Annotated in this window: 19 protein-coding genes and 1 pseudogene; 15 read left to right on the top strand and 5 right to left on the bottom strand. The window is 29.2% G+C overall.

Annotated features, from left to right (window positions below; all coding sequences use genetic code 11):
* Positions 1-7 precede the first annotated feature (7 nt).
* Both mgtA and IAI10_RS10135 read left to right on the top strand, forming a co-directional pair.
* Complete coding sequence (mgtA, locus tag IAI10_RS10140; protein WP_156736342.1) at positions 8-2677, top strand: magnesium-translocating P-type ATPase; 2670 nt, start codon at positions 8-10, stop codon at positions 2675-2677.
* Between the two features lie 13 nt (positions 2678-2690).
* Entirely contained in the window at positions 2691-2891 is a 201-nt protein-coding gene (locus tag IAI10_RS10135; RefSeq protein ID WP_156736344.1) for a hypothetical protein, read from the top strand.
* A 126-nt stretch (positions 2892-3017) separates the two neighbouring features.
* Here the strand turns inward: IAI10_RS10135 and IAI10_RS10130 are convergent.
* From IAI10_RS10130 to IAI10_RS10120, 3 genes and pseudogenes are all read right to left on the bottom strand, one after another.
* Positions 3018-3882, bottom strand: a pseudogene (locus tag IAI10_RS10130) (cation diffusion facilitator family transporter).
* 423 nt (positions 3883-4305) lie between these two features.
* Positions 4306-4812: an ImmA/IrrE family metallo-endopeptidase gene (locus tag IAI10_RS10125; protein WP_156736346.1), complete on the bottom strand. Its 507-nt coding sequence runs from the start codon at positions 4810-4812 to the stop codon at positions 4306-4308.
* A gap of 17 nt (positions 4813-4829) precedes the next feature.
* The gene (locus IAI10_RS10120) at positions 4830-5282 is read right to left on the bottom strand and encodes a helix-turn-helix domain-containing protein (protein ID WP_156736348.1); all 453 of its coding nucleotides are present in this window, start codon (positions 5280-5282) and stop codon (positions 4830-4832) included.
* A gap of 176 nt (positions 5283-5458) precedes the next feature.
* Between IAI10_RS10120 and IAI10_RS10115 the strand changes: the two genes are divergently transcribed.
* The 6 genes from IAI10_RS10115 (at position 5459) to IAI10_RS10090 (ending at position 11621) form a co-directional block, all read left to right on the top strand.
* The gene (locus IAI10_RS10115; protein ID WP_315673189.1) at positions 5459-6010 is read left to right on the top strand and encodes a hypothetical protein; all 552 of its coding nucleotides are present in this window, start codon (positions 5459-5461) and stop codon (positions 6008-6010) included.
* Positions 6011-6240: 230 nt separating this feature from the next.
* Positions 6241-6639 (top strand): sigma factor-like helix-turn-helix DNA-binding protein, encoded by a 399-nt coding sequence (locus IAI10_RS10110; RefSeq protein ID WP_156736350.1) that lies wholly within the window; start codon positions 6241-6243, stop codon positions 6637-6639.
* A 575-nt stretch (positions 6640-7214) separates the two neighbouring features.
* A complete protein-coding gene (locus IAI10_RS10105; protein WP_021284199.1) occupies positions 7215-7355 on the top strand; it encodes an SHOCT domain-containing protein in 141 nt (46 codons plus the stop codon).
* Between the two features lie 71 nt (positions 7356-7426).
* Positions 7427-9145 (top strand): recombinase family protein, encoded by a 1719-nt coding sequence (locus IAI10_RS10100; RefSeq protein ID WP_315673188.1) that lies wholly within the window; start codon positions 7427-7429, stop codon positions 9143-9145.
* 311 nt (positions 9146-9456) lie between these two features.
* Positions 9457-10353, top strand: a complete 897-nt coding sequence (locus IAI10_RS10095; protein ID WP_315673187.1) for a hypothetical protein — start codon at positions 9457-9459, stop codon at positions 10351-10353.
* A gap of 158 nt (positions 10354-10511) precedes the next feature.
* On the top strand, positions 10512-11621 hold the full coding sequence (locus IAI10_RS10090; RefSeq protein ID WP_315673186.1) for an AAA family ATPase: 1110 nt from the start codon (positions 10512-10514) through the stop codon (positions 11619-11621).
* A 62-nt stretch (positions 11622-11683) separates the two neighbouring features.
* On the opposite strand, the gene IAI10_RS10085 is transcribed toward IAI10_RS10090, so the two are convergent.
* Complete coding sequence (locus IAI10_RS10085) at positions 11684-12016, bottom strand: helix-turn-helix transcriptional regulator (RefSeq protein WP_315673185.1); 333 nt, start codon at positions 12014-12016, stop codon at positions 11684-11686.
* Positions 12017-12176: 160 nt separating this feature from the next.
* Here IAI10_RS10085 and IAI10_RS10080 point away from each other — a divergent pair, with 160 nt between their 5' ends.
* The 3 genes from IAI10_RS10080 to IAI10_RS10070 are packed head-to-tail and all read left to right on the top strand — an operon-like array spanning position 12177 to position 19118.
* Complete coding sequence (locus IAI10_RS10080; protein WP_315673184.1) at positions 12177-15368, top strand: helicase-related protein; 3192 nt, start codon at positions 12177-12179, stop codon at positions 15366-15368.
* A gap of 2 nt (positions 15369-15370) precedes the next feature.
* A complete protein-coding gene (locus tag IAI10_RS10075) occupies positions 15371-18892 on the top strand; it encodes an Eco57I restriction-modification methylase domain-containing protein (protein WP_315673183.1) in 3522 nt (1173 codons plus the stop codon).
* A 4-nt stretch (positions 18893-18896) separates the two neighbouring features.
* Entirely contained in the window at positions 18897-19118 is a 222-nt protein-coding gene (locus tag IAI10_RS10070) for a PC4/YdbC family ssDNA-binding protein (protein ID WP_315673182.1), read from the top strand.
* A gap of 98 nt (positions 19119-19216) precedes the next feature.
* Here IAI10_RS10070 and IAI10_RS10065 read toward each other — a convergent pair whose 3' ends face one another.
* Positions 19217-19477 carry a hypothetical protein gene (locus tag IAI10_RS10065; protein WP_231016727.1) on the bottom strand — a complete coding sequence of 87 codons (261 nt, stop codon included), beginning with the start codon at positions 19475-19477 and terminating at the stop codon, positions 19217-19219.
* A 262-nt stretch (positions 19478-19739) separates the two neighbouring features.
* Here IAI10_RS10065 and IAI10_RS10060 point away from each other — a divergent pair, with 262 nt between their 5' ends.
* From IAI10_RS10060 to IAI10_RS10045, 4 genes are all read left to right on the top strand, one after another.
* Positions 19740-23240 carry a hypothetical protein gene (locus IAI10_RS10060; protein WP_315673181.1) on the top strand — a complete coding sequence of 1167 codons (3501 nt, stop codon included), beginning with the start codon at positions 19740-19742 and terminating at the stop codon, positions 23238-23240.
* A gap of 75 nt (positions 23241-23315) precedes the next feature.
* Positions 23316-23510, top strand: coding sequence for a hypothetical protein (locus tag IAI10_RS10055; RefSeq protein WP_315673180.1), 195 nt, complete (start codon positions 23316-23318; stop codon positions 23508-23510).
* A gap of 15 nt (positions 23511-23525) precedes the next feature.
* The gene (locus tag IAI10_RS10050) at positions 23526-25721 is read left to right on the top strand and encodes a hypothetical protein (RefSeq protein ID WP_315673179.1); all 2196 of its coding nucleotides are present in this window, start codon (positions 23526-23528) and stop codon (positions 25719-25721) included.
* Positions 25722-26080: 359 nt separating this feature from the next.
* Positions 26081-26749 carry a type II toxin-antitoxin system PemK/MazF family toxin gene (locus IAI10_RS10045; protein WP_315673178.1) on the top strand — a complete coding sequence of 223 codons (669 nt, stop codon included), beginning with the start codon at positions 26081-26083 and terminating at the stop codon, positions 26747-26749.
* The last annotated feature ends 171 nt before the right edge of the window (positions 26750-26920 follow it).

Here is a 26920-nt window from a genome sequence, read left to right as displayed (position 1 = left end):
TGGAATTATGAAAAAGAAAACAGAACAAAATGTTGTTAATGAAGCTTTAATTAATGAGAAACTTATTAAAGCAAGTAAAATGAAATTAAAAAATTTATTAGAAGAAATGAATACGTCTTTAAAAGGGCATAGTAATGAAAAAATAGAAGAGTTAATTGAGAAATATGGTGAAAATGTGATTTCTCACGAAAAGCCTGAATCAGTTCTTAGAAAAATTTTTAATGCTTTTGTAAATCCTTTTACTATTGTGCTCTTCGTTCTTGCAATGATTTCTGTAGTTACAGATATTATTTTACCTGCTCCAGGTGATAGAAGTTTTAGAACAGTAATAGTTATTACAACGATGGTAACAATTAGTGGACTTTTACGCTTTATACAAGAAACTCGTTCTAATAATGCTGCTGAAAACTTAAAATCTATGGTTAAAACAACTGCTACAGTTGAGAGAGAGGGTAAAAAGGAAATTCCGCTTTCAGAGATTGTACCAGGTGATATAGTATATTTAGCTGCTGGCGATATGATACCTGCAGATGTTAGAATAATTTCTTCAAAGGATTTATTTGTTAGTCAATCTGCATTAACTGGAGAAAGTGAGCCAGTGGAGAAGTATGGCATAGAAATGAAACAACTTTCTAAGAATCCATTGGAATTCTCAAATCTTGCTTTTATGGGGAGTAATATCATAAGCGGTTCAGCAACCGGTGTTGTTTTAGCAACAGGAGATTATACTTATTTTGGCTCTATGGCAAAAACAATTATAGTTAAAAAGGTTGTTACCAGTTTTGAAAAGGGTATAAATTCTGTATCTTGGGTATTAATTAGATTCATGATGTGCATGGTACCTGTTGTATTTTTCGCTAATGGGTTTACCAAAGGTAATTGGTTTGAAGCTTTTTTATTTGCATTGTCTGTTGCAGTAGGATTAACTCCAGAAATGTTGCCTATGATTGTAACAACTAACCTTGCAAAAGGTGCAGTACAAATGGCAAAGAAAAAGACTGTTGTAAAAAGCCTTAACTCAATACAAAACTTCGGAGCTATGGATATTCTTTGTACTGATAAAACAGGTACTCTTACACAAGATAAAGTTGTTTTAGAGTATCATCTTGATATTCATGGCAAAGAAGACGCAAGAGTTCTTCGTCATGCATTTTTAAATAGTTTCTATCAAACAGGACTTAAAAATCTTATGGATGTGGCAATACTAGAGCATGCTAAAGAAGAAGCTTATCACGAATTAGAAACTAAATATGATAAGGTAGACGAAATTCCATTTGATTTTAATCGTAGAAGAATGAGCGTTGTTATAAAGGATAAACTAGGTAAAACTCAGCTTATTACTAAAGGTGCAGTTGAAGAGATGCTTAATATATCTTCACATGCAGAATATAATGGTAAAGTGGAATTATTAACAGATAGTATCAAAAAGGAAATTCTAGCAACTGTTCAAGAATTAAATAGTAAGGGTATGCGTGTTATTGCAGTAGCTCAGAAAACTAATCCATCTGTAGAAGGTATTTTTTCTGTGAAAGATGAAGCTGATATGGTACTTATGGGATATCTTGCGTTTCTTGACCCACCAAAGGAAACTACAATGTCAGCTATTAAGGCACTTAATGAATATGGTGTTTCTGTAAAAGTTTTAACAGGTGATAATGACGCGGTTACAAGATGTATTTGCGAACAAGTTGGAATGAAAGTTGACAATCTTTTGCTTGGTTCTGACATTGATGAAATGGATGATGAATTATTATCAATAGAAGTAGAAAATACAAGTGTTTTTGCAAAGCTTAGCCCACAGCAAAAAACTAGAATTGTTAGAATTCTTCGTGAAAATGGTCATATTGTTGGATTCATGGGTGATGGTATTAATGATGCAGCAGCAATGCGTGAGGCTGATGTTGGGATTTCAGTTGACACAGCAGTTGATATTGCAAAGGAATCTGCGGATATAATTCTTCTTGAAAAAGATCTTATGGTACTTGAGGATGGAGTACTTGAAGGACGAAGAACTTTTGGAAATATAATAAAATATATAAAAATGACTGCAAGTTCTAATTTTGGTAATATGTTTTCAGTTGTTGCAGCAAGTGCATTTTTGCCATTCTTGCCAATGCTACCAATTCAAATTTTAGTGCTTAATTTAATTTATGATATATCCTGTACCTCAATTCCATGGGATAATATGGATGAAGAGTATCTAAAGAAGCCTAGAAAATGGGAAGCTTCTTCAATTGGTAAATTTATGTTATGGATTGGACCTACAAGTTCGGTTTTTGATGTAACAACCTATATTCTTATGTTTTTCGTAATTTGTCCAGCTGTTTGTGGCGGCGCTTATGGAGCAGCTGGTGTTGATAAAGTTTTATTTGTTTCTTTATTTAATGCAGGGTGGTTTGTTGAAAGCTTATGGTCTCAAACTCTTGTTATTCATATGATACGTACACCAAAAATTCCATTTATCCAAAGCAGAGCATCACTTCCAGTGTTATTATTTACAACAATTGGAATATGCGTAGGCACAATACTTCCATACACTCCTTTTGGAAAAAGCCTAGGAATGTCAGCAATGCCCCTTAGCTATTTCCCATGGCTAATTGGTATGATTTTATGCTATATGTTACTTGCAACATTCTTAAAAACTATGTTTAGAAAACGCTACGGCGAATTATTGTAAGGAGGGTAAAAAAATGATAATAGGAAATAATATATTTACTGCCATTGGTTTATTTTTAACTTGTGGATTAATGCTCTTAGGTCTTTTTGCAACCTATCCTGCTGTAAAAGCTTACGAAAAAGGCAGAAACTTTGCTACTTGGTATTTTTTTAGCTTTCTTGCTTTACCAATAGCCTTAATTGCATCAATTATTATTAAGGAAGAGCAATCGTAACTTCTAAAACGAAAGTTGTATGTAAAATATAAGCGGTAAATAACTAATCACATGGATAGTTATTTGCCGCTTTATTACTTTCTCACTAAGAGTAAATATCAGTCAATTAACATTGTCAATATATACTTAATCATGATCTATGTGTATGGTTATATTGATATTTTTAAATTCCGCTTCTAGGCTTTTTTCTATCTTCTTTATTAGTTGATGGGTAGCTTTTGCAGTAAGTTCTGAATTTACAGTTATGTGAAAATCAACATAGCGTATAGGACCTGACTTTCGTGTCTTCAATCCATGAAAATCTACTATTTCTTTTTTTGTATGTTTCCATAACTTCTTTTATTTTGTTCTCTTCTTCAGCTGATAGCTTTGCATCTATAAGAGGAGTAAAAGCACTTTTCGATAAGTGCCATGCTTCTATTACAATAAGGCATGCAACGATAATAGCAGCAATAGGATCAAGAATACTGATTCCAGTGAATTTTATAAGAAGCAATCCTATGGCAACCCCTAAAGAAGTATATACATCAGTTTTTAAATGAAGTGCATCGGCCTCCAATGCAAGAGAGTCTTCTTCCTTTGCTACCTTATAAAGGATTCTTGAAACAATTGTATTTACTACAGCAGATATAACCATTACTATAATAGCTATAACTGTTTCTTCTATTTTTGCGGGGTGTATTATTTTAAAAGCGGATTCTTTTATTATTAAGAAGGCTGCAACAAATATTAATAATCCTTCCGCTAAACCAGAAATGTTCTCAATTTTTCCATGACCGTAAGGGTGTTCTTCATCTGCTGGTTTTGAGGAAACACGGACAGAAAAAAAAGCAATAATGGATGCCACTAAATCCATACCAGAGTGAATTGCTTCTGAAACAATACTGACAGAACCACTAAGTAATCCTGCAACTACTTTTAGAATAATTAAAGTTGTATTTGATACAATTGATAAGGCAGCAACTTTAACTTTTCTGTTTGATAATATCATAAGTTTAAATCCTCCTAAAATAAAAAATAAGGGACATACCAATATATTATCCCTCATTTTTATGTACATATTCATCAATAATACTCTTTAAATTTATAATGCTATTTTTCTACAATTCAAAGGTTGAACAAGGGGGTCGCCTAGATAACGTGTATATCTCGGCTTGTACCTAATAATATTGTGTATAATCTTTTCTTAATAAAGTTCAAATAAAAAATGGTTAATAATAAAATAAAATTTAAAGAAATTAGGTAGGTTTATTATATGGATTTAATTGATTTTTATGTAAGTCTATCAAATGATTTTGTTTATATTAGGGAAGATAACTAGTAGGTTATTTGTATTTATGGGAACTATTTCTAATGGTATTTTGTTAAAGTTATTGAGTTCAACCGTCATCAATAATAAAAAATGACGGTTAATTTAATGTTTAAGGAAGTTGCCTTTACTAATATTTAAAGAATTAATTTCATATCCTTTATATTTTAATATTTGGCTTTTAAAATCAACAATTTCAATAGGTACATTTAGTTGTGCAGCAATGTAACTATAGGTACATTCCCCATGAACTAAACACATTATACTTTCATCAGGTATTAAAAGTTCTGCCGTAAAGAGATTGGCTTCACGTTCTGGCTTTGAAGTAACATCAAAAAGAGTAAATTCTTTTATAGGGTCATTTTTAGCCAAATGTTGGTGAAATCTATCATGTCCTAATTCATGAGCACATATTACAGTTTGCATTTCTTCAGAGATATTTTCATTTATAACTATAAATCTAAATCTTGATTGATAGAAGTAGTACCCTTTTAAATTACCTAAATTATGATATACAATTTCAATATTCATCATTTCAGCAATTTCAAATGGATTCCTGGTGTGGTATGTTTTAATTAACCTATTAACTTCATTTATTATTACCTTCCTCATAAGCACATATCTCTCCTTTATGGAGTATTAGATATTTCAGTTTCAGAGTTTGAGTTCTTTTTACCATATTTTTTTCTAGCTTTATTTTTTGCTTCAAAATATAATTGTGTTATTGATTGGAAAAAAGCATCTTTATCTTCTTCAGACAATTCACCGCCTGCTAGTACAGCAGCAGTTCTTTCTATTAACATTTCAGCTTCATTCTTACATTTATAGCCGAATTCATCTTTTGCAGAAGAGATAAAAATATTTTCTTTAGATGTAGTATCATCGGTGTCAGAGATTAAGTAATCAACCGTTACATTAAATATATCGGCTAATCCCTTAATTACTTTTTGTCCTTTTGGAAATCTAGTGTTATTTTCATAATTACAAATAGATTTTTGAGAAACACCAAGTTTAGCTGCTAAATCTTCTTGAGATAAACCAGCTTCTTTACGAAGATGTTTTATTTTATTACCAAAATTCATTTTTTTTCCTCCAATTTATGAGTAACTTCTTACTAAAGCAAGAACGAATGTTCTGAATTTTATTGACAGTATTTCAGTTCTAATTTATACTTTAAATTAGAACGAAAGTTCATAATATAATTTTATATTAGAACAATTTTACTGTCAACATAAATTAAGAAAGGAGCATCAGTGTTATGGCTTTAGCGACAATTAAATATGGTAAAAATAACATAGTAAATAATGAAATAATAATGGAAAGGAAAGTTAGCCCCAATATATATCACAATACGAAATTATTGTTACAACTTTATAGTAAGGTACTGTGGCGAATTAATAATTCTATTCAAGAAATTGATGATGAATATTATGAAACATCAGGTAGAAGATTAGATGAATTATTATACAGTTTGGTAGAGGTAGATCCTTATATTTCACAAGCTAGGTTAGAAAGCAGACTTCAATCTATAGAAGATAGTAAAAGTATAATAGAAATAATTGATAAAACGTTATCAATGCTAAAGTCTTACCCTGATAATGGGGAACGGTATTATACATTAATATATAAAATTTATATTACACCTTGTAGGCATTCAGAGAATGAAGTAATAGAATATCTTTGTTGCTCAAGAGCCACATATTACAGAGAAAAGAAAAAGGCTATTAATTTATTAGGAACTATATTATGGGGATATTTATTTCCTAATATGGTCCAAGCTTTAAAAACTATAGATATGATACAAGATTGAGACTAAACAGATACAGCTTTGGTACTGACACTATACTTTGATACTGTTAAGATATATACAATAGGATATTGCGGAGTTTAAGAAAGTCCTGAAATGCAGAATTATATTGCATTGAAGGGCTTTTTTTTTATACCCAAAATTCCTAAATGAAATATAAAACTGACCCAGAAGGAGTCGCACGATTTTCGTGCGGCTCCTTTTTGCGTTCAGGCAGAAAGGAGCAATTAAAAATGTCAAAAGAAGAAAAACAACAAAATTATGAGGAATTTATGGAAGTTCTCCAAGAGGAGGACAAAAGAGAAGAAAACAATGAGAGGAGGTATTACAGACATAATCTTTCTCTTGAATACTTGCAAAAGTATGATGTACCAATTGAATTTGAATATGCAAAAGATGCGTTAGGAATTGAAAAAGAAGTTAATGAGCTATTGGATTTTACTGATTTTATTAGTGATTCAAACCTATATAAAGCTTTAAAGAAATTAAATGAATCAGATTTTAAGGTTATAGAGCTTAGATACAGATATGGGTTTTCCTTAAATGAAATAGCAGTAAAGCTTCAACTTAAAAATGATGCTGTTAGACAAAAGCATATAAGGGCTTTGGCAAAGTTAAAATCAATGCTTTAAAAAAATTTATAAAAACTTTTTTAAATTTGTCACATTTAATCTTCTCCCAAGGCTATACAGTGAGGGCGTTTTTTTATAAATGCTTTTACAAGTTCTTTGATAGTTGAATATTCAATACTTTAGGTACGTTACTGTGCAGCAGTTAAAGCTGGAAGCAACAAGAGGAAAACGCCAAGACACTTATAAATAAAATTTCAAAATTTTATTTAATAAAGAAATTTGTTTATTAAGGATAGCGATAAATTTTGCTCAAAACAGATTTGATAAATCTGATTGCCATGATCTGCACAGGAAAATAATGATACTTCCACTTAGTCTTAGGTATCCCATGGAGAGTGGCTTCCACATTGTGGGAGAGGTTAAAGTCCTATGATACTTGCTAATCACAAGTAGCTTAAAGTATTCCCAGCATTGGGGAGGTGTGACAAATACAATGCTTATTAAATAAGGAGCTATAGGTGAGGTTAATGCCTTGCCTTTAGCCCATTTATTGATAACAGACCAAAGGATTAAAGGTCTGTTTTTAATCTTTTGGTTTGGTATTAAAAATTTTTATAGCAGGGGAGATGGTTTTAATGGATAACAATATGAAATATAGTATTCAGTTAGCTATGTTAAATCAATTGCTTGGGCTTAAACTTATTACAGATAAAGAATATAACACTATTAAAATAGAGTTGATGAAAAAATATAATATTATGATTATTAATGCTTGATTCAATATGTGTTCAGATATATAATTAAAACTAATAAGTTATAGGAATACACTTTGTAAGGAGCGATTTTGATGGCAGATGTTAAAGTAATAAAAGCAAGTCAAGGTAGAATTGATAGACGTAATGCAAAAGTGATAGATAGATTAAGAGTTGCAGCTTACTGTAGAGTAAGTACTGATTCAGAAGAGCAATTAACTAGTTACAATTCTCAAGTAGAGCATTATAGAAATATGGTTGAAGCTAATCCACAGTGGAGTCTTGTTGATATTTATGCTGATGAAGGGATAAGTGGTACACAAACAGATAAAAGAGCAGAATTTCAAAGAATGATAAATGATGCAGTAGATGGAAAGATTGATTTAATCATAACCAAATCAATTTCAAGATTCGCTAGAAATACTTTAGATACTTTGAAATATGTAAGGCTGTTGAAGGATTATAACGTTGCAATTTTATTTGAAAAAGAAAATATCAATACTTTAACAATGAATGGAGAAATGTTATTAACTATTCTAAGTTCATTAGCTCAACAAGAAAGTGAATCTATCTCAACTAATGTAAAAATGGGACTAAAAATGAAGATGAAACGTGGAGAGCTTATAGGATTTAATGGTTGCTTAGGATATGATTATGATACAATAAATAAAGTAATAACAATAAACGAAGAAGAAGCAAAGATAGTTAGATATATTTTTAAAAGATATATTGAAGGTGCAGGATGTTTTGTTATTGCAAAAGAGCTTACACAGTTAAATTATAAAACTAAAAAAGGAAATACTAATTGGAATGATGGTTCAGTTAGAGGAATTATAACTAATGAAAAATACAAAGGAGATTTATTATTAGGAAAGACTTTTACTGTTGACCCAATATCCAAAAGAAGACTTGATAATATGGGTGAAGAAGAAAAGTATTATATAAACTCTAATCATGAACCTATAATATCAGAAGAAATGTTTAATGAAGCTCAAAAGATACTTGAAAAACGTAGTGTAAATAGTAACAATAAAGGAAGAGGAGAAAAGTATAGCAGAAAATTTGCTTTCAGTAGTAAAATAGAATGTGGATTTTGTGGAGGCACAGCTAGTAGACGTAGATGGCACAGTAATACAACTCATGAAAAAACTATTTGGCATTGTTGTGTATCTACTAAGAAAGGTAAAAAGTATTGTCCAGACAGTAAGGGGATAGATGAAAAGATTATTGAAAATGCATTTCTTGAAGCCTTTAATATGTTTTGTCTACAAAATAAAGATATAGTTACAGAGTTTATGGAAACTGTAGAAAATACTCTTAATAACACTAATACAGCTAAAGAATTAAAAAGAGTTGCAAGAGAAGTTACTTCTTATGAAAATAAGTTAAAAAAGCTAGTGGATATGAGAATTGATGAATTAATTGATAAAGCTACTTACGAAATTAAATTCACAGAGCTTTCTACAGCATTAGAAAAGCTTAAAGTTGAAAAAGTTGATTTAGATGCTTCTAATGAAAATAACATTGATATTAAAAAAAGAATAAACAGTTTTAGAAAAGTATTTGATAGTAATAAACCAATTAAAGAATTTGATAGAGTAGTTTTTGAAAGTGCAGTTAATAAAATTATATTAGGTGGAACTGATGAAGAAGGCAACGTAGATCCATACATGATAACTTTTATATTTAATTCTGGTATGAGCCATTCACTAAAAGGTAAAGATGTGATAGAATTAGATACAGATAAAAATGACAAAGAAGTGTGTTCCTATAGCGAACTCCACACACGTGGAGACGTGCGTACTACTATATAATAAGGAGTACTACGATAAGGAAATTAAGGGCAAGGTTAAGGCTGAAGTGGTAACGGAAGTTTAGAATAGAATTTAATAAAGGTTTAAGTATATAATAAAGGGCATTCAATTCTTAAAAGGGTTGAGTGCTTTTGTTATACCTAAAATTCATTGCTTGGTAATATTTGTGTATTTGCTATAAAAAACTTAGAAGATTTATTTTGAGTATTAGCTTTTATCATAGAATGATAAAATTTTTTGTAGATTGAAGAAAGATAAAAAGAATAGTAGAATAATAAACATAAGTTAGGTATAATTGCTTATGTTAGAAGGTGAATACGATAGTTACTATTATAGATAAACCTAAACAAGTTAATACAATAATAAAAAGAATAGTAGAAGCTGGATTGGATGATGTTATAAAGTATATGGATTACAAACATCCAGATTTATCTGATGATGAAAAAGCTAAAATTCTGAGAGAAAAATGGCTGCCAAGTTTAATTGAAGATGGGATTAAAACAGGACATTTCACTATGAATAATGGGAGACTTCAAGTGATTATTCAGCAAGAACTTAGTGTTATTGCTGGGTTTATATATGAAGCATATGTTGTTAGAAAGGCTAAAGTTGATAGTAATTTTTTCTTTAAGCTTTTTAAATGGACAACAAGAAGAGAGCGATTGCAATTAGAAATATTGAATCAATATTTTCCTATAGGACTAGGTCATAAAGAAACGAGGGAAAAATATCCATTGTTTTATGAACCAACAAGTAGAAAATTTGATGTTATTTTTTTAAGATTTAATGATAAAGTAGGAGCATATGAGGAGGCAACTGTTGTTGGCACTTCAATAAGAGCTGGAGTTCAAGTTAAAGCTATCAAAGGTAATGAGATAAAGGAAATAATCAGCCCAATTTTACAAGACAAATATGAATCGGTAATTACAATGTTAAGGCATAAAGATAATATTCATAGTTATGATTACTGTATGGATATTATAAAAAAAATGTATAACAAATCTGAAATTACTAATGAGCAAAGAATTAAACTTGAAAATTCTATAGCTTATCCTGGAAATATGGGAATTGATCAATATGAAGTAGATGAGTATTATGATTACATAAAGTATTGGTATAATAGTGAAGCAACGGCAGATAAAGTAACTCTAAATGGAGTAAGTATAGGCGTGCAAGAAGCAATTCTAAGAAAAAGTATTTTATCTTAAATTAGAAAGTGAAAATTAATGTACAAGATATTGTTTGAGAGTGCTTACTCTGATGAAAAAGGAACAATACTATAATTTCTTGCTTTTTAACTATAAGATGTCATAACAAGAATAAACCTGAAAAAGTATTTTCTAAAATTGGGATGGGGGAGATGTTAATGAAAATAATTTCTGTATTCAATAACAAAGGAGGCGTTGGAAAAACAACATTGTCATATCATATGGCATATGCACTTACTGAAATTGGATATAAAGTTCTGATGATAGACCTTGATCCTCAATGTAATTTAACCATACATGGAATTGATATAGAACAACTACATGATATATGGAAAAAAGAAGATGAATTTATTGAAACAGGATTTGATGCTGCTAAGAAAGAACTTTCAGAAAATGAATTCTTAGAAATGAATAGAGAACCAAGAACTATTCATTATTTATTAAAGCCAACAGAAGAAGGAACAGGAGATTTGGAAATTTTACCGCCACCATTTGTAATTACAGATAAATTAAATATAATTCCTGGCAGATTAACATTACATATGTATGAAAATAAAATATCATCTAGGTGGACAGAAGCATATGTAGGAGACCCGTTAGCAATAAGGACTATAACTAAGATTAGAAGCTTGGCTTGTGATTATGCTAGAATTTATGATTTTGATTTTGTGGTAGTGGATACATCACCTAGTTTAGGAGTATTAAATAAAGTTATTATTTCTACAGTTGATGGTTTTTTAATTCCAGCGTTGCCAGATATGTTTTCAATGTATGGAATAAAGAATATAGGTAGTTCATTAGCAAGTTGGAAAAAAGATTTTGATGCCATATACAATTTAATTTCAAGTCAAAAAAGAAAACAGTTTCCTAAAGAATTTGTAAAATTCCTTGGATTTACAATTTATAATGCAAAAAAATATAATGGGAATAATAACAATCCTTGGGAATTAGCACAATCACATTATAATTACGCAAAACAAATACCAGATACTATAAAAAATTATATAAGCAATGATGTTAGAAAACATTTGACGGATGATATGATAAATACTCCAATAGGTCTAAAAAATGTAATGCATTCGCATAATACATTACCAGGAATGGCACAAAAATATAAAAATCCAATATGGAAGATACCAAGTTTAGACAATTTAGAAATAGAAGATTCAGCTACAATAAGGGGGAATAGAAAGGTTTATGAAAACACAAAGCAAGCATATATTAATTTCGTAAAAGATTTATTAGAAAGGATAAAAACTTTAGAATAAAGTTATATTTTTTTAATACTATAGAGCATCTGTTGAGTCAGATGCTTTTATTATGTCTACATTTATTTTTTATTTACACTAATTATGGCTTTGGATGTTTCAACGATAAGTTTAAAATCTAATTCACTACAATTCTTGGTTAAATTAGCTAATTCATCTTTTAAGTATTCTTTAGATTTATATATAGAATCTAAAAGTATTAAATCAGGTGTAATCCCAAGTGTATTGCATATTTTTACAAGAGTTGGAAGGCTTAATTTTGTTGTTCCACATTCTATGTGACTCACATGTTCTTTTGACATATCAATCATTTCTGCAAGCTTTTCTTGAGAGATATTTAATTTTAATCTTTCTTCTTTTATCCTAGTTCCAATCTTTTTATAATCTAATCCCATAACCAAATCCATCCTTTTATATAAGTTTAGCAATTTCAATAATTTTTAAGAATGAATTGTATAAGCACAATGCTTATAATAGGTTGATTAATAGTAAAAAAAGTAATAAAATTGGAGTTGAACTATGTAGACATATTGCTTATGAGAGGTGGGGAAATTATTGGAACATCATAATGACTTGACATTTTTTACAAATGAACCAGATAGAAATTTATATGATAGATTTTCAAAAATATTAAAATCAAATACAAAATTTTTTGATGTACTTGTAGGTTATTTCAGAACTAGTGGCTTTTATTTAATGTATCCTGCTATGAAAGACATAGAGAATATAAGAATATTGGTTGGTTTAAATGTAGATGGAAAAACCGTTCAAATAATTCAAAAGTCAAAAGAAGAACAATTATCTTTTGAAATGTCTCATAAAGAAGTAAAGGGTGAATTTAAGGATAATATACAGGATGAAATGGAAAATTCAGAAGATAGTTTTAAGGTTGAGCAAGGAATTAAAATTTTTATTAAATGGTTACAATCTGGAAAACTTCAAATGAGAATATATCCTGAAAGTCCTATTCATGCAAAAGTTTATATCATGAGAAAAGATATGGACAAGTGTCCTGATAGCTATGGATCAGTTATAACAGGTTCAAGTAATTTTTCACAGGCAGGGCTTGTAAATAATCTGGAATTTAATGTTGAACTTAAAGATAGCAGGGACGTAGATTTTGCTTTAGAAAAGTTTGAAGAATTATGGAGTAGAAGCATTGATATAACTGAAGAATATATAGAAACAATTAACAAGGATACATGGATTAGAGATGATATAAAACCATATGAATTATTTCTAAAAACTCTTTACGAATATTTTAAGGAAGAAATCAATGAAGATAAAAACGATGTATGGGTTGAAATGCTTCCTGAAAATTTCATGAAACTTCAATATCAAACTGATGCTGTAATACAGGCAAAAAAGACATTAGATTCTTATGATGGAGTGTTTATTTCGGATGTAGTTGGACTTGGAAAAACTTATATTTGTGCAATGCTTATGCAAAGATTAAAGGGAAGGAAACTTGTAATATGTCCACCTGTACTTAAAGATTACTGGGAAAAAACCTTACATCAATTTGAGGTATCAGCTGAGGTTGAATCTCTTGGAAAACTTGATGATATTATTAATGATAATGATATTATGAAAAATACAAAATATGTTTTTATAGATGAAGCACATAGATTTAGAAATGGAAAGACAGAGAGTTTTCAAAAACTTCATGAGATTTGTTACAACAAAAAAGTAGTATTAATTACAGCAACACCTCAGAATAATTTTTCAACAGATATAGCAAATCAAATATATTTATTCCAGCCTAAAAACAACAGTACCATAATACCAAATGATAAAAATATTGAAGCATTTTTTAATAAATTAGATAGCCAACTTAAAAAATTAGAGAGAGGTACAAAAGAATACTCCGATGCATTAAAAGCAAATTCAGAAATAATAAGAGACCAAGTGCTTAGAAATGTAATGATAAGAAGAACACGTAAGGAAATAATAGAATTTTACAAGGATGACCTTGAAAGACAAGGACTTAGATTTCCACAACTTAGTACACCTGAAAAAATAGTTTACATATACAAAGACGAGATTGAAAAGGTATTTAATTATACAATTTCAGTTATTAAAAGTATGAATTATTCAAGATATCAACCACTTACATATCTTAAAAAGATAGATAAGGACATAGCATCTCAAATGGTATCACAAAAAAATATGGGCGGATTTATGAAATCTATTCTTATTAAAAGGCTGGAAAGTAGCTTTGAAGCATTTAAGAAAACTTTAAATAGATTTATAAAATCTTATGAGCAATTTATAGATATGTGTTCAAAAGGTGATGTTTATATAAGTAAAAAGATAGATGTTTATGATCTTTTAGATAATGGTGATGACGAAAAACTGATGGAGTTTGTTGATGAGAATAGAGTTCAGCACTATAAAATAAATGAATTTCGTGAAGACTTTATTTCAGCATTAAAGCAGGATTTGCTATTTTTAAAACTACTTCATGATCAGTGGGAAGAAATAATTGATGATCCAAAGAAAGAACAATTCTTATTTGAACTTGAAAACAATAAAACGCTTAAGAATAAAAAAATTATTATTTTCACTGAATCTAAAGAAACTGCTGAGTATATAGGATTGTATTTAGAAGAAAAATACCCCGAAAAGGTGCTCGCATTTAGTGGACAAGGTTCAAGACATGAAAGAGATGAAATTGAAGCAAATTTTAATCCTAATTATCAAGGTAAGAAAAAGGATGATATCCAATATTTGATTACAACCGATGTACTTGCAGAAGGAATTAATCTTCATCGTGCAAATATAATTGTGAATTATGATTTGCCTTGGAATCCAACGAAGATAATGCAGAGAGTAGGACGTATAAATCGTGTAGGAACGGAACATGACAGGATTTATGTATTTAACTTTTTCCCAGCAGCTCAGGCGAATGCAGAGCTATCAATGGAAGAAAATATTATTTTAAAAATACAAGCTTTTCATGACACATTAGGAGAAGATTTTAAATACTTGTCAGAAGATGAGGAGGTTTCATCTCACAAATTATATCAAAAATTAAATAGTAATGACATTTTTGATGAGAGTGATGTTTATGGAGAATCTGAACTTGAATATTTAAGTCTCATAAGAAAAATAAGAGATACTGACGAAAAGCTTTTTGAAAAAGTAAAGAAATTACCTAAAAAATCTAAGAGTAGCAGAAGAATTCAAGGTATAAAAAGTAGTGTAACATTATCATTTCTTAGAAAGGGTAGTTTAAAAAAGTTTTATGCAACTGATGGTCAAAAAATAAGAGAATTAACATTTATTGAAGCTATGAAATATCTGAAATGTACTCAGGAAGAAAAAAAGTTAAAAGTTCAAAAAGAATACTTTGAACATTTAAAGCTTAATAAAGAAAAATTTGAAGATATATTTGATGAAGAAATATTTGTAAATACTACAAATGCCACTAAGACAGGTAATGATGCAAAAATTATAAAAATATTAAAGGGTATATTTAAAATATGTAAAGCATTTACTGATGAACAGGAAAAGAAAATAAAACAATTGCAAGAACTTTGGGAAGATGGAAATATACCTGCAAGTATAAGCAAAGAAGTTGTAAAAGTAACAAAGAATATGAATGACCCAATAAAGATTTATTACGAAATAGAGAATCTTGTGCCAGAAAATTACTTTGAGAAAAGAGAAAATAAACAAAAGAAAAACATTGAAGGGAATATAAAAGTTATTCTTTCAGAGTATTTACAAAGGGGTGAGGAGTAGGTATGATTTCAGCAAAACTTCAGCTACTAAAGGAAACATTTGAAAGTAAATTTGATATAGATAAATTTAAAAGATTTACACGAGAGTTTTTTAATGAACCAGAAATGCTTTCAGCAAAGCGACATATTGGAATATGGAAAGAATACGAGAATAATATTTTATCATATAATGATATTGCTAAATTTAATGATTCAGAAGGAAATAAAATAATTATTCTTGCAGTTGAATTAAAAAGCGAAAAGGGAGTAGAGAGAGCCAGAAGTATTCAAAGAAACTTCATTTCAAAAATACTTGATATGCAAGGTTGTGAAGCAGCTATAGTAGCATTTTATTCAGAAGAGGACGTTAACTGGAGGCTTTCTTTTGTAAGACTTGATTATACATTTAAGGAAAAAGGACTTGAATTGGACTTAACACCTGCCAAGAGATATTCTTATCTTGTAGGTGAGAATGAGACAAGCCATACAGCACAGAAACAATTGTATCCTATATTTGAGAATGACAAGGATAATCCTAAGCTTGATGAAATAGAAGCTGCATTTAGTGTTGAAAAGGTTACTAAAGACTTCTTTGAACAATACAAAAATAAATATTATGATCTGAAAGAATATCTTGAGAAAGATGAAGCATTTATCAACGAATCATTAGTATTAGGCTTTGAAGTTAATAAATTTTCAGAGCAATTTGCTAAAAAGCTTATGGGACAACTTGCCTTTTTATATTTTCTTCAGAAAAAAGGGTGGCTTGGTGTTAGGATAATGCCACAAAATCATAGCATAGAAAAAGCACAGTTTATGGAAATATATAATGCGGTAGATGATAAGCATAAAGAAATATTAAAAAAGTTATTTATTAATGGAAAAGATGGCAAAGTAAAGTTGGCAATTAAAGCGTTTTATTCTATAGAAGCTGAAGAAGCAAATTTGTTATCTGATTGTTTTATAAACTCTGAATTTAATATGCCTTGGGGAAGCGGAGATAAAAAATTTATAAGAGGAATTTATGACTTTTGTAATAGCTATAAAAATAAAAATTTTTTTGATGATTATTTAGAACCATTTTTTTACGAGGCTCTAAATAAAAGGAGAAAGAATCAATACTATAAAAACTTTAATTGTAAAATTCCATTCCTTAATGGAGGATTATTTGAACCGTTAGAGGGTTATCATTGGAAGCAAGCTAAATTTGAAATTCCCAATAGTATTTTTTCAAATATTGATGAAAAAGGTAGAGAAGCAGATGGTATATTAGATATATTTGATAGATATAATTTTACAATGAATGAAGATGAGCCACTTGAAAAAGAAGTAGCTGTAGATCCAGAAATGTTAGGAAAGATATTTGAAAATTTGCTTGATGGAAAAGACAGAAAGTCTAAAGGAGCTTTTTATACCCCAAGAGAAATAGTTCATTATATGTGCCAAGAGAGTCTAACAAACTACCTTGTAAATAAAGTTAATGTACCTTATGCGGATATAAGAGAATTTATTCTTTATGGAGAATTGATTAGAGATGCAGACAATAGAAGTAATGTTGGATATGGAAAAGAATTTACAATAAAACAGACTGTTTTTGATAAAATAGTCCAAATTGATGAAGCACTAAAAAATATAAGGGTAGCTGATCCAGCAGTTGGTTCAGGAGCATTTCCACTTGGAATGCTTAATGAAATTGTAAGAGCTAGAAATAATATTACAGAATATTTAGTTAGGTTGGATAAAACTAATAAGTTGGATAGAAAATACGGAGAATTATTTATAAGAAAGTGGCGTTCTCAATATAAAATGAAATGGGATACTATTAAAAATTGTATTTTTGCTGTTGATATAGAACCAAGTGCAGTTGATATTGCAAAACTTAGATTATGGCTTTCAGTAGTTGTAGAACAGGAGATTGATGAAGAAAATGTAGAACCACACCCACTACCGAATTTAGATTGTAATATAATGGTTGGTAACAGTCTTGTAGATGAATATGAAGGAATAAAATTGTTTGATGAAAGTTTGCTTCATAAATATAAGAATAATAATTTAAAAGAAGAATCAGAAACATATAGTCAAATTGCTAGCACCATGCAAATGAGCTTGTTAATTGATCATTCTGATGATATGCTTAAAGAAATGTTCGAATATCAAGACATGTTGTTTGGTGAAGATGATGAAACTAAAAAGAAACAAATAAAAGTAAAGATTGATAAAATAAGAGATGATTTAATTGAGTACAAATTAACTAAGGATGGTAATAGAGAGGGACTTAAAAAATATGAAGAAATGAAAAAATTAAAGATGAAACCTTATTTTATTTGGGAATTAGAATTTGCTAAAGTATTTAAAGATAATGGAGGATTTGATGTAGTAATTGGCAATCCTCCATATGGTGCGAAATTCGATAAGAAGAATAAAAATTTCCTACAAAAAAAGTATCCATCTGTACCTGATTATGAATCAGCTGATTATTTTGTATGTAAAACTGAAGAACTTTTAAGAAGTAAAGGTATAATCAGTTATATAATACCTAATACCATATTGGCTAATGTATTTGCAGAGAAAATTAGAAAACAAATTATAAATAATTGGAGCTTTATTAATGTTGATAATTTATCAACTATAGATGTATTTGAATCTGCAACTGTTAGAAATTGTATTTTGACATTGCTAAAAGAACATAATTCAAATTTTAACTGCAAATTTATAAACGCTAAGATAGATAATTCGGTGTACATAATTGATAAAATTAAAATTGTATCAAAGGATTACTTGAATGATAATATAGATAATTGGCTAAATATATTTTATCATGATGAAGAAACTATAAGTATAATTAATAAAATAAAGAAGTTAAGTACACCATTGAGCCAATTTACAGAAATATCACAAGGTCTTATACCTTATGATAAATATAGAGGGCATAGTAAGGAAACCATAAAAAATAGAATATGGCATTCAAACTTTAAAAAAGATGATACTTATAGAATGGAACTTCAAGGTAAGGATTTGAACAGATATAGTATAAGATGGAATGGAAAGACTTGGATAAGCTACGGAGAATGGTTGGCAGCACCACGAAAAAAAGAGTTTTTTACAGAACCAAGAATACTAATTCGAGAAATAACTAACCCAAGAATTTTGGCGAGCTATACTTGTGAAGAATATTATAATACACCGTCAATAATTAATATAATAAATTTTAATAGCATAAATTCTAAATATGTTTTAGGATTAATAAATTCAAAATTAATTTCATTTTATCATAACAATACATCTTCAAAAGCGAACAAAGGTATATTCCCTAAAATTCTTGTTAATGATGTTAGAAACATACCAATAGTCTTATCCAATGAGAAAACTATGAATTTTATGATTGAACTTGTTGAACAAGCACTATCTATGAATCAAGAAGAAAATGAAAAAGTGGATAAAATGAAATTAGATAGTAAAATTGATAATTTGGTATACAAAATATATGAATTGAGTGATGAAGAGATTAATAAAGTAGAGAACTATTTTAAAAAAAAGGAGGCATAGTGAAATGCCAGACATTAAATTTGAAATTAAAGAAACTACAGGAACTCTTTCAGAATCACCAAAAGGCTGGAAGAAAGAATTGAATCTAATTTCTTGGAATGATAAAGAGCCTAAATATGATTTAAGAGATTGGGATTCTGAACATAAGAAAATGGGTAAAGGTATTACTTTAACAGCAGAAGAATTGAAAAAGCTTAAAGAAATACTTGATGAGATGGATTTATAAATGTAAAAACACTAGGTACTTTCAAGAGGCATCTAGTGTTTTTGCATTTATAAAGATTAATATTTTTTTAGAGTAAAGGTGCGTTTTTCTACTAATTGCTATAAGTTATCTTCAATCCAATCTTTTACAGATGATTGTTTTCTAATATTTGATGGCAATTCATCATGAATTAATTTTTCGATTTTTTTGCCATTAGATGTTGAAGAAGCTATTTTATTAATCATATATAATACTTCATATCCTTCATGTCTATTAAATAATGTACTATCTGGCTCACCAGAAACTTTAGGATCATCATTTTCATAGGCTGTCCATGAATAGTCATCATAGACCATGTCTGATTTTTTGTATAAAGCCATTTAAAAAAACCTCCTTATTATTAGAATGTACCCTTACTGTAGTAAAAAACATCAACAACCATATTATAACATAATATATAATAATTTTAATAAGATGCAAATATATATAGTAAGTTTTAGCGTCAGATACAGCAGTATTTGGTGTTTTATTTTGTCTAAAAATATTTAAATAGAAAGCATCAAGGAGTATAATTTAATTATTGCGAAATTTTAGAAAAAACAATTTTTATATAGATATACAACAGGATGGGGGTACAAGTATATGATTTCAAAACGACAATATCACATATGGCAGTATAAACTTGATGATATTTATGAAAATGATGGAAAGCTTATGGTTAACTTTTCAGAAGAAGAAGCTATAAATACCAGTGAAACATTAATGCTATATATTTTAAATGAGAAAATAAGAGAGCGTAATTATGATGACGCTATTGAATATAAAGCTGATGATAATGGTAATGAGATGAGGGTAAAGAAAAATTTTGCTCCAATAATTACTGTGGAAACAGGCAGAAGCAGAAAAAAAGAAACCAATGAAAAACTTCAAAGGCTTTTAAATGAAGGTTTCTATATTAATACTAAACCATTGGGACATTTCGTATTTTTAGATAATGTGCTTTCAGGTTCACAAAATAAAGAATGCAGGCAGATATTTGTTTATGAAGACTACTATGAAAAACTTAAAGAATACATTTCTCTAGGGAAAGAACCTTTCAAATGTACAATTTCAAAGAATCTTACTAGAAATGCGTTAACTACAACGGATGTTTATTTAGTTCCTACAGATATGAAAAAGCTGGGCATTTGCATTATTCCTGATTGTGAAGTTCCTGTTTATGAAACTGTAAATATGATAAAACCGTATACTCGTACGCCAGAAGAAGAAAAGAAGTTTGAAGAATTACAGCAGTGGATTGATGAGCAGGATAATTATAATAAGGTCATAAAGGAAGTAAAAGAAAGCATTAATTCTAATGAGTGTAAATTAGAAAAAGTAACAAAAGAAAATCGTCAAAAATCAACATACAAAACTGTAAATCAGTGGAAGAATGAAGGCAGAAAAGTTAAAGTTGAAGAATTAGGAACTCCTAAAGCTAGGATTTATGTTGATAAGAGTGGAAAGTATTTTGCTCTATATATTGAGGAACAGACAGAAGAATTTGCTGAAGAAGAAACAACAGAAATACCTATTATAGAATGGTCTACAGGATTACAGCTTGTAACTGAAGAAAATCATGAATGTAAGGAAGTTGTATTTGATGGTATGGGTATTATTTCAAAGGAGCTTGGTGATAAATTTAAGAAGTTTCTTGAAGTTAATTATGCCATTACAGGATATCAGTTAAGGATTCCAGCAGTTAAAGGATTTTTTCCAGTGGTAGATTTTCATTCATATTTCAAAATGCATAATATTGAGTACATTATGGATATGTGGGGACAGGAACATAAGGTTAGTGAGATTGACATTCTTACAACAGAGTCAACTTTTAAGGCTAAGTTAAATGTAATAGGTGTTAAGGATGATGGCTCTGAAAAGAAAGAATGGATGTTTAAAAGCATTGATGAATATAAAGATTTACTAATTAAATATGGTTATGATGTCATTGGTATTTCTAATTTTGCAAAGCCAGTAGAAGAGGAATTTAGACGTGCTACGTATCAGCTATGGCTTGCTTTAGATGTAAGAAAACTGGACATGCTTGCATTAGGAAATATCCAAGGCAATATGATTCATAAGGTTTTAAGTATTTATAGAAAAGATGAAATTGAGTGGGAAGATATAAAATATATTGAAGCCTTTTTAAATTTAATCCAAAAAGAAAATGCTGAAAGTAACCTTGCAAGACAATGTGCTGATGCTATTCATGCTCTTCGTTTAAATAAAAAAATGGTCTTTGATAGAAAGGTTATTCAGACTATTAAAGATGTTATTAATAAAAAAATTGATGATATGTGTATGGGCAGATTTTATGTAAAAGGAAAATATCTTTATGTTACACAAGATATTCTTGCTTTTTTAAGATATGCAGGTGCTGATAATAGAGAGCTGTGGAAGTATTCAGGCTTCCTTGGTAAAAGACAATTTTATTGTGGCGGACAAATCATGGGAAGAAATTTGCTGGCAAGGAATCCTATAATGAGTTATTCGGAAATAACAAAGGCTGATTTTGTTGATTATACTGGTGAAGATTCAGAGTTTATCAAACATATGGACAATATAATTCAGATGCCACTTGGAACTGAACCAGATAGGCTTTCAGGAAATGATAAAGATGGCGATGAAGTTCTAGTTTTATCTACAGATATTAATTTTAAAGAAACACATATAGAATTTATGCAACACTATAATTTCATAGTAAGCAAAGAAGATAGTGATAATTATGGAAAGAATTTATTAGAAGTTATAAATGAAAAATTGCAAGTACATTTTAATAATAGATTTCCAGATAAAGATGTTGTAACTATTGAAGATTTTGTTGTTCCATCATTAGTTCAGGTAAATGATGAGGATAAGGCTACAGCTCCAAGTAAAGAATGGAATAAAGAAAGTGTCGTTCAGTTTATTTTAGATTCAGAAGATAGAACAGGAGTTATTACTGACATAAATACTGCAATTGAAAATGTGGCTAATAATGAAGAGAACTTGCCCAAATATGCTCTGCCTATTGCAATTATGAAAGACCTTCAAGGTAAGATGATTGATGCTAGTAAAAGTGGATTATTTGACCAGGTTGTTATTCCAAAGGTTATTAAATTAAAGTATAGAAAGAAACCGCAGTTTATGTATTTCAAGGATGGAAATGAATTTAATAAAGATTACTCGACAATGTCAGCACTAGATTTTTTTTCGGCAAGAATGCAGAAATTTAAAGAGTATGTAAATACGGTTATGAGAGAAAAAACGAATGCCAAAATAAGAGGACAACATTTTGAAAATATATACAATTATTTAATGAATCCAGAGCTTGATGGCGAAGTTGTGCAGAATATTATTGAAGGCTTAGATAAGGTTTATTCAGATTTTATAAAGGAAAATAGAACACTAGCTATATTAAAATCGCATATTAATCCTTACTCCAATGATGATAGATATAAAAGGGAACGTGAAATTGTAGACCAGAAATACAAGGTCTTGTATGAGAAAACAAAGAAAGCGGCAGAGGCTGTTTGTAACTGTCCATCACTTCTTGCGACAGCTGCTGTACGTATGACTTATATAAATTCAAAATATAATAATCAAAATGATAATTACTCATTTTGCTGGATTGTTGCTCCTGAAGGAATTCTTCAAAATATTAAAATGCATGAAGATAAAGAAAAAATATATGTGGTTAAAGCTAATAAAGGAGAAGAAGACGTTTTTGAATGGCTTGGAGAATATTATAAAACCAAGGTTTTTGATGGGGAGTATCCATTAAAGTTTGATGAGGAAAAGGATATGAGTATTTCCAAAGATTATTTAAGAAAAGAAGGAGAGGAGCTTTCAGATATTTGTGACCTTAAGATTACTATTATGGGAGTTGAAAAAGGAAAAGCAGAAGAAGTTTCAAAGGAGATGCTTGGAAAGCCTTATAAATTATTTGTTACTGAAAATAATTGGATTGGTATTGACGGAAATATGAGTATTAAGGAAAAAGAAACTTTATCTTCAGGAATAGATTTAAGAAAATATATTGGTCATGATATTATAGTAAAAGAAATTATTACAGCAAAGGATTCTCAAACTATAATAAAAGTAATTGCAGACGTAAAGGGATAGACAGCCAGCGAAGCTGGCTTAGGGTGGACAATGCAAGCTTATAATGTATTGTTACACACTAAGATACAGGAGGTCATGAACAATATGAATAATGAAACAATTGTAATTACGCAGGAAAGAATGGCTGGTTGGCTTATGTTTAACAGATTCCATAAAGTAGATGAGAAGGCTGACTTGAAAGATTTAAATAGAAAAATTTTTATCTTTAAGGATTCTCCAAAACTGCGTGAGACTATGGTTAAATATAATCAATTTAAAGAATTGATTTAAGACTGGAGGATCATAATGGATGGGGAGCAAAACAAAAAAGTTATAATTGAAGATTTTGAATATAAACGTGAATACAAAAAGAAAACTTCTGCTGATGGTACAACATATATTGACGCTGGAGAATATACTCAATGGACAACTAAAATTGAAGTTTCAGTATTAAAACCTGATGAAATAGTTCACATGAATAATGATATAGAAGGCTTTGCTAAGGATGTAAAAGATAAATTCAGAGGACTATTTGATGCCAGACATAATCCAATTACTGAAGGACAAATAAATTTTAGTTATGATGCAACAGTAAGTATAATGGGAGAAGTTAAAAATCCTGATAAAATAACAATAATACCTGCAAAAGCTGGCTTTGGAAAATCAAGCTACATTTACTCTTTTCTGAGCACACTTTGCAAACATATTAAAATGGATGCATTAAGCAAGTTTTCTAAGCAAGGAGTCATAATTGTTACTGATAAAATAGATGTTTTGAGGCAGCTTGAAAAAGATATTTATAATGACATGAAATATTATCATGAGGGTAAGTATAAAACAAAATATACATATATACTTGAAGCATGGAATAAAAATTCTTTCAGAGATGAAATATGCAAAAATGAAGCTGCTGAAAAATATGAGTATGGTATGTGTAGTCCTATGGAATGTCCTTATTATAATAACTGTAAAATGAGCTATCAGAAAAGAAGACAAGTGTATAGTCCAATTTTACTTATAACTAATGCTAGATTTAAACAGTATCAGGAAAAAATTGATGAATACAGAACTTGGATTGATAAAGAAGGAAATAATCAAGAAAGAGACATTGTTATTATAGATGAAAAACCATCAATAATTGACAGCTATAAAATTGATACAAATTTATTTTCTTCATTAAAGAAAACTGTTGAAGAAATAAAATCAGATGACACAGAAATAAAGAGTGATAAGGAATTTTTATTAAAGGAATTGATAGATAATGAAAATGAAGTCTTAAGTCTGAGAAATACAATGACTGATTATAGAAATTGTATTTACTGCGGAACTAAAGAAAAAGTATTTACTGAGGAATTCAATGAAAAATGGGAAAATCTTATTGGTTATAAAAACATTGACCTTTTGAATGCAATTGAAAAAATGTTTACGCAGGGGGCATTATGGTGCAACGCAGATATACCTTATTTTAAAACATTGGGGATTAAGAATTTCAATTATACTGGGTTTAAAACATATATATTTGATGCTACAGCAGAATTAGATCCAGATTATGATGATGAGAGATTTCAATTTTTAAATATTGCTGATTATAAAAACTATGAGAATGTCAAATTTCATATTTTTAGAGATAAAATGATGAATATGAGCAGAAGTGCTTTAGATTTAAAAAAGCATTATTGGAAAAATAAAGCTGTTGCTGAGTGGATAAATAATAAATTCAATGAAAAAACCTATGTTGTAAGTTATAAGGCTAATGTAAAAGTTATTTCAAAGCATTTAAAAAATAAAGACAGTCTTATATTTATTGATAAAGATGAAGAAAAACAAGTTATTCCTCATTTTGGAGATACAAAGGGAAGCAATGAATTTAAAGATGCTAAAAATATGGTTCAAATAGGTTGGAATAAGGCTCCTTCAGATGAATATTTAGCACAATGTTTAAGTAGAAATGCTAAGTATGAAAAGTTGTTTGAGCCACAAGAAGATAAAGCTGCAAGAACTGCAGAGGTGCTTGAGAATGAGAATGGATATTTTAGAAAATATGATGAAGCCAATATTTATATGTGGCGTAAAATGGCTGTTGAATTTGAGCAAGAAGTATTTAGAACATGTGTAAGAGATTTTTCTGCTGATAATGCGGTTGATATTTATATATTTAAGCCTGATGGTAAAATATTAGACCTCATAGTCCAAAGATTTAAAAAGTGCAAAATGAATAGTATTTATAGTGTACCAGAGGAATTCAATGAAGAAAAAATTCTTGGAAGGCAAAATGCTGATGGCAATGATAATAAAATACAAGCATTTGTGAAATGGGTCAAAAGCGAATGGACAGGCAGTAAAATAAGCATTAAGGATATAAAAGCTAAATTTGAAATGAGTAATAAGTATTGGGAAAAAGTAAGTTCAAATCAAGTAGTAAAAGATATTAAGAAAAATCGTAATATAAAAGTTAAAAGAGAAGGTAAAGGTAGTAATCAAGTTAATTATTGGTATATTTAATTTATATGGTTTTAGACTCCCCCATAATCAGTATATATATTTATACATAATAGTAGGGGTTCTAAGGATATTAAGTATATTATTGTAAAATAGTGCTGAATAATATTAGAATAAAAAATAATAAAGTATTATACGTCAGGGGGTTTGGGGGACGGGCGTAGGCTTTGCAATTTGAGAAGCCCTCAAGGCTGAACAAACTGCAAAGGATGGTGGTAAGTCCCACAAGTAAGTAACATTTATTAAATTTGTTGCATATATTATATTAAAGATAGAATATCCTCCCGTAAAATATATTATTATTCCCAATTTTATGATATAATATGTTGAAATGTGTGACATTTTTACGTGGGGGGGATTAGATGGAAGTAAAATATGATGATTTAAATATAATTGCAGATGATGTTAATCAAAAAACTGTTGATTGTAAAACCAATATAATGATTAGATCGAATATGTACCCGTTTATAAAGAAATATATGGAGTATTTAGAAACGTTAAACTCTTATGAGGTTGCTTCAATTTTTATAGATGTTGGTAAATGGGAAAAGTCAAGAAAAAAATCTTTTGACAAGAGTACAAAACCTTTTAGATATAATCAGAGAGATATAGTTTTTGTAAACCTTGGGGCTTCTAATTATGGATTTGAAGCATCATATAAACATCCGTTTATTGTATTTGCTAATGGATTTAATTGGATATTAGGTATACCTTGTTCAACTGGTAGATATAAAGTTAAAAATGAATATATTATTAAAGGAGAACGATCGGATGGATTTCAAGAACCAACAGGTATTCAACTAGATAAAATTAGGATTATAGATAAATGGAGAATTGAAGGGGATATAAAAGGAAGACTTTCTGCAACTAAATTTAAAGAAATAAATGAAAAATTAATTGAACTTTATTTCCAAAATATAGATAAAAAAATGAAGCGGCTATTAAAAGAGAACTTCGATTTAAAAAATGAAAATGAAAAACTTTTAGAGAAAATAAATGAGTACGAAAAAAATAAAAAAACACTTGAATAATATATATATAATGTGGTATCCTATATATAGATAATATTGATGTGCCTTAGCGCACCTAGCCATATCTTTAAAGGTATGTTATGTTTGGTGAAAAGACTTCTCTTATAGGGGAGTCTTTTCTTGTGATATTTTATTTAATAGAAAATAATTTTATTATCATACTCCTCAACG

It is taken from the genome of Clostridium sp. 19966 (assembly GCF_032335695.1).
Lineage (GTDB): Bacteria > Bacillota > Clostridia > Clostridiales > Clostridiaceae > JACTOJ01.
This window is presented reverse-complemented; position numbering and strand designations above follow the sequence as displayed.

What these genes read in the sequence shown, in the direction of transcription:
- mgtA (WP_156736342.1), top strand. Translation starts at nt 8, where the DNA reads ATGAAAAAGAAAACAGAACAAAATGTTGTTAATGAAGCTTTAATTAAT.
- IAI10_RS10135 (WP_156736344.1), top strand. Translation starts at nt 2,691, where the DNA reads ATGATAATAGGAAATAATATATTTACTGCCATTGGTTTATTTTTAACT.
- IAI10_RS10125 (WP_156736346.1), bottom strand. Translation starts at nt 4,812, where the DNA reads ATGAGGAAGGTAATAATAAATGAAGTTAATAGGTTAATTAAAACATAC.
- IAI10_RS10120 (WP_156736348.1), bottom strand. Translation starts at nt 5,282, where the DNA reads ATGAATTTTGGTAATAAAATAAAACATCTTCGTAAAGAAGCTGGTTTA.
- IAI10_RS10115 (WP_315673189.1), top strand. Translation starts at nt 5,459, where the DNA reads ATGGCTTTAGCGACAATTAAATATGGTAAAAATAACATAGTAAATAAT.
- IAI10_RS10110 (WP_156736350.1), top strand. Translation starts at nt 6,241, where the DNA reads ATGTCAAAAGAAGAAAAACAACAAAATTATGAGGAATTTATGGAAGTT.
- IAI10_RS10105 (WP_021284199.1), top strand. Translation starts at nt 7,215, where the DNA reads ATGGATAACAATATGAAATATAGTATTCAGTTAGCTATGTTAAATCAA.
- IAI10_RS10100 (WP_315673188.1), top strand. Translation starts at nt 7,427, where the DNA reads ATGGCAGATGTTAAAGTAATAAAAGCAAGTCAAGGTAGAATTGATAGA.
- IAI10_RS10090 (WP_315673186.1), top strand. Translation starts at nt 10,512, where the DNA reads ATGAAAATAATTTCTGTATTCAATAACAAAGGAGGCGTTGGAAAAACA.
- IAI10_RS10085 (WP_315673185.1), bottom strand. Translation starts at nt 12,016, where the DNA reads ATGGGATTAGATTATAAAAAGATTGGAACTAGGATAAAAGAAGAAAGA.
- IAI10_RS10075 (WP_315673183.1), top strand. Translation starts at nt 15,371, where the DNA reads ATGATTTCAGCAAAACTTCAGCTACTAAAGGAAACATTTGAAAGTAAA.
- IAI10_RS10070 (WP_315673182.1), top strand. Translation starts at nt 18,897, where the DNA reads ATGCCAGACATTAAATTTGAAATTAAAGAAACTACAGGAACTCTTTCA.
- IAI10_RS10065 (WP_231016727.1), bottom strand. Translation starts at nt 19,477, where the DNA reads ATGGCTTTATACAAAAAATCAGACATGGTCTATGATGACTATTCATGG.
- IAI10_RS10060 (WP_315673181.1), top strand. Translation starts at nt 19,740, where the DNA reads ATGATTTCAAAACGACAATATCACATATGGCAGTATAAACTTGATGAT.
- IAI10_RS10055 (WP_315673180.1), top strand. Translation starts at nt 23,316, where the DNA reads ATGAACAATATGAATAATGAAACAATTGTAATTACGCAGGAAAGAATG.
- IAI10_RS10050 (WP_315673179.1), top strand. Translation starts at nt 23,526, where the DNA reads ATGGATGGGGAGCAAAACAAAAAAGTTATAATTGAAGATTTTGAATAT.
- IAI10_RS10045 (WP_315673178.1), top strand. Translation starts at nt 26,081, where the DNA reads ATGGAAGTAAAATATGATGATTTAAATATAATTGCAGATGATGTTAAT.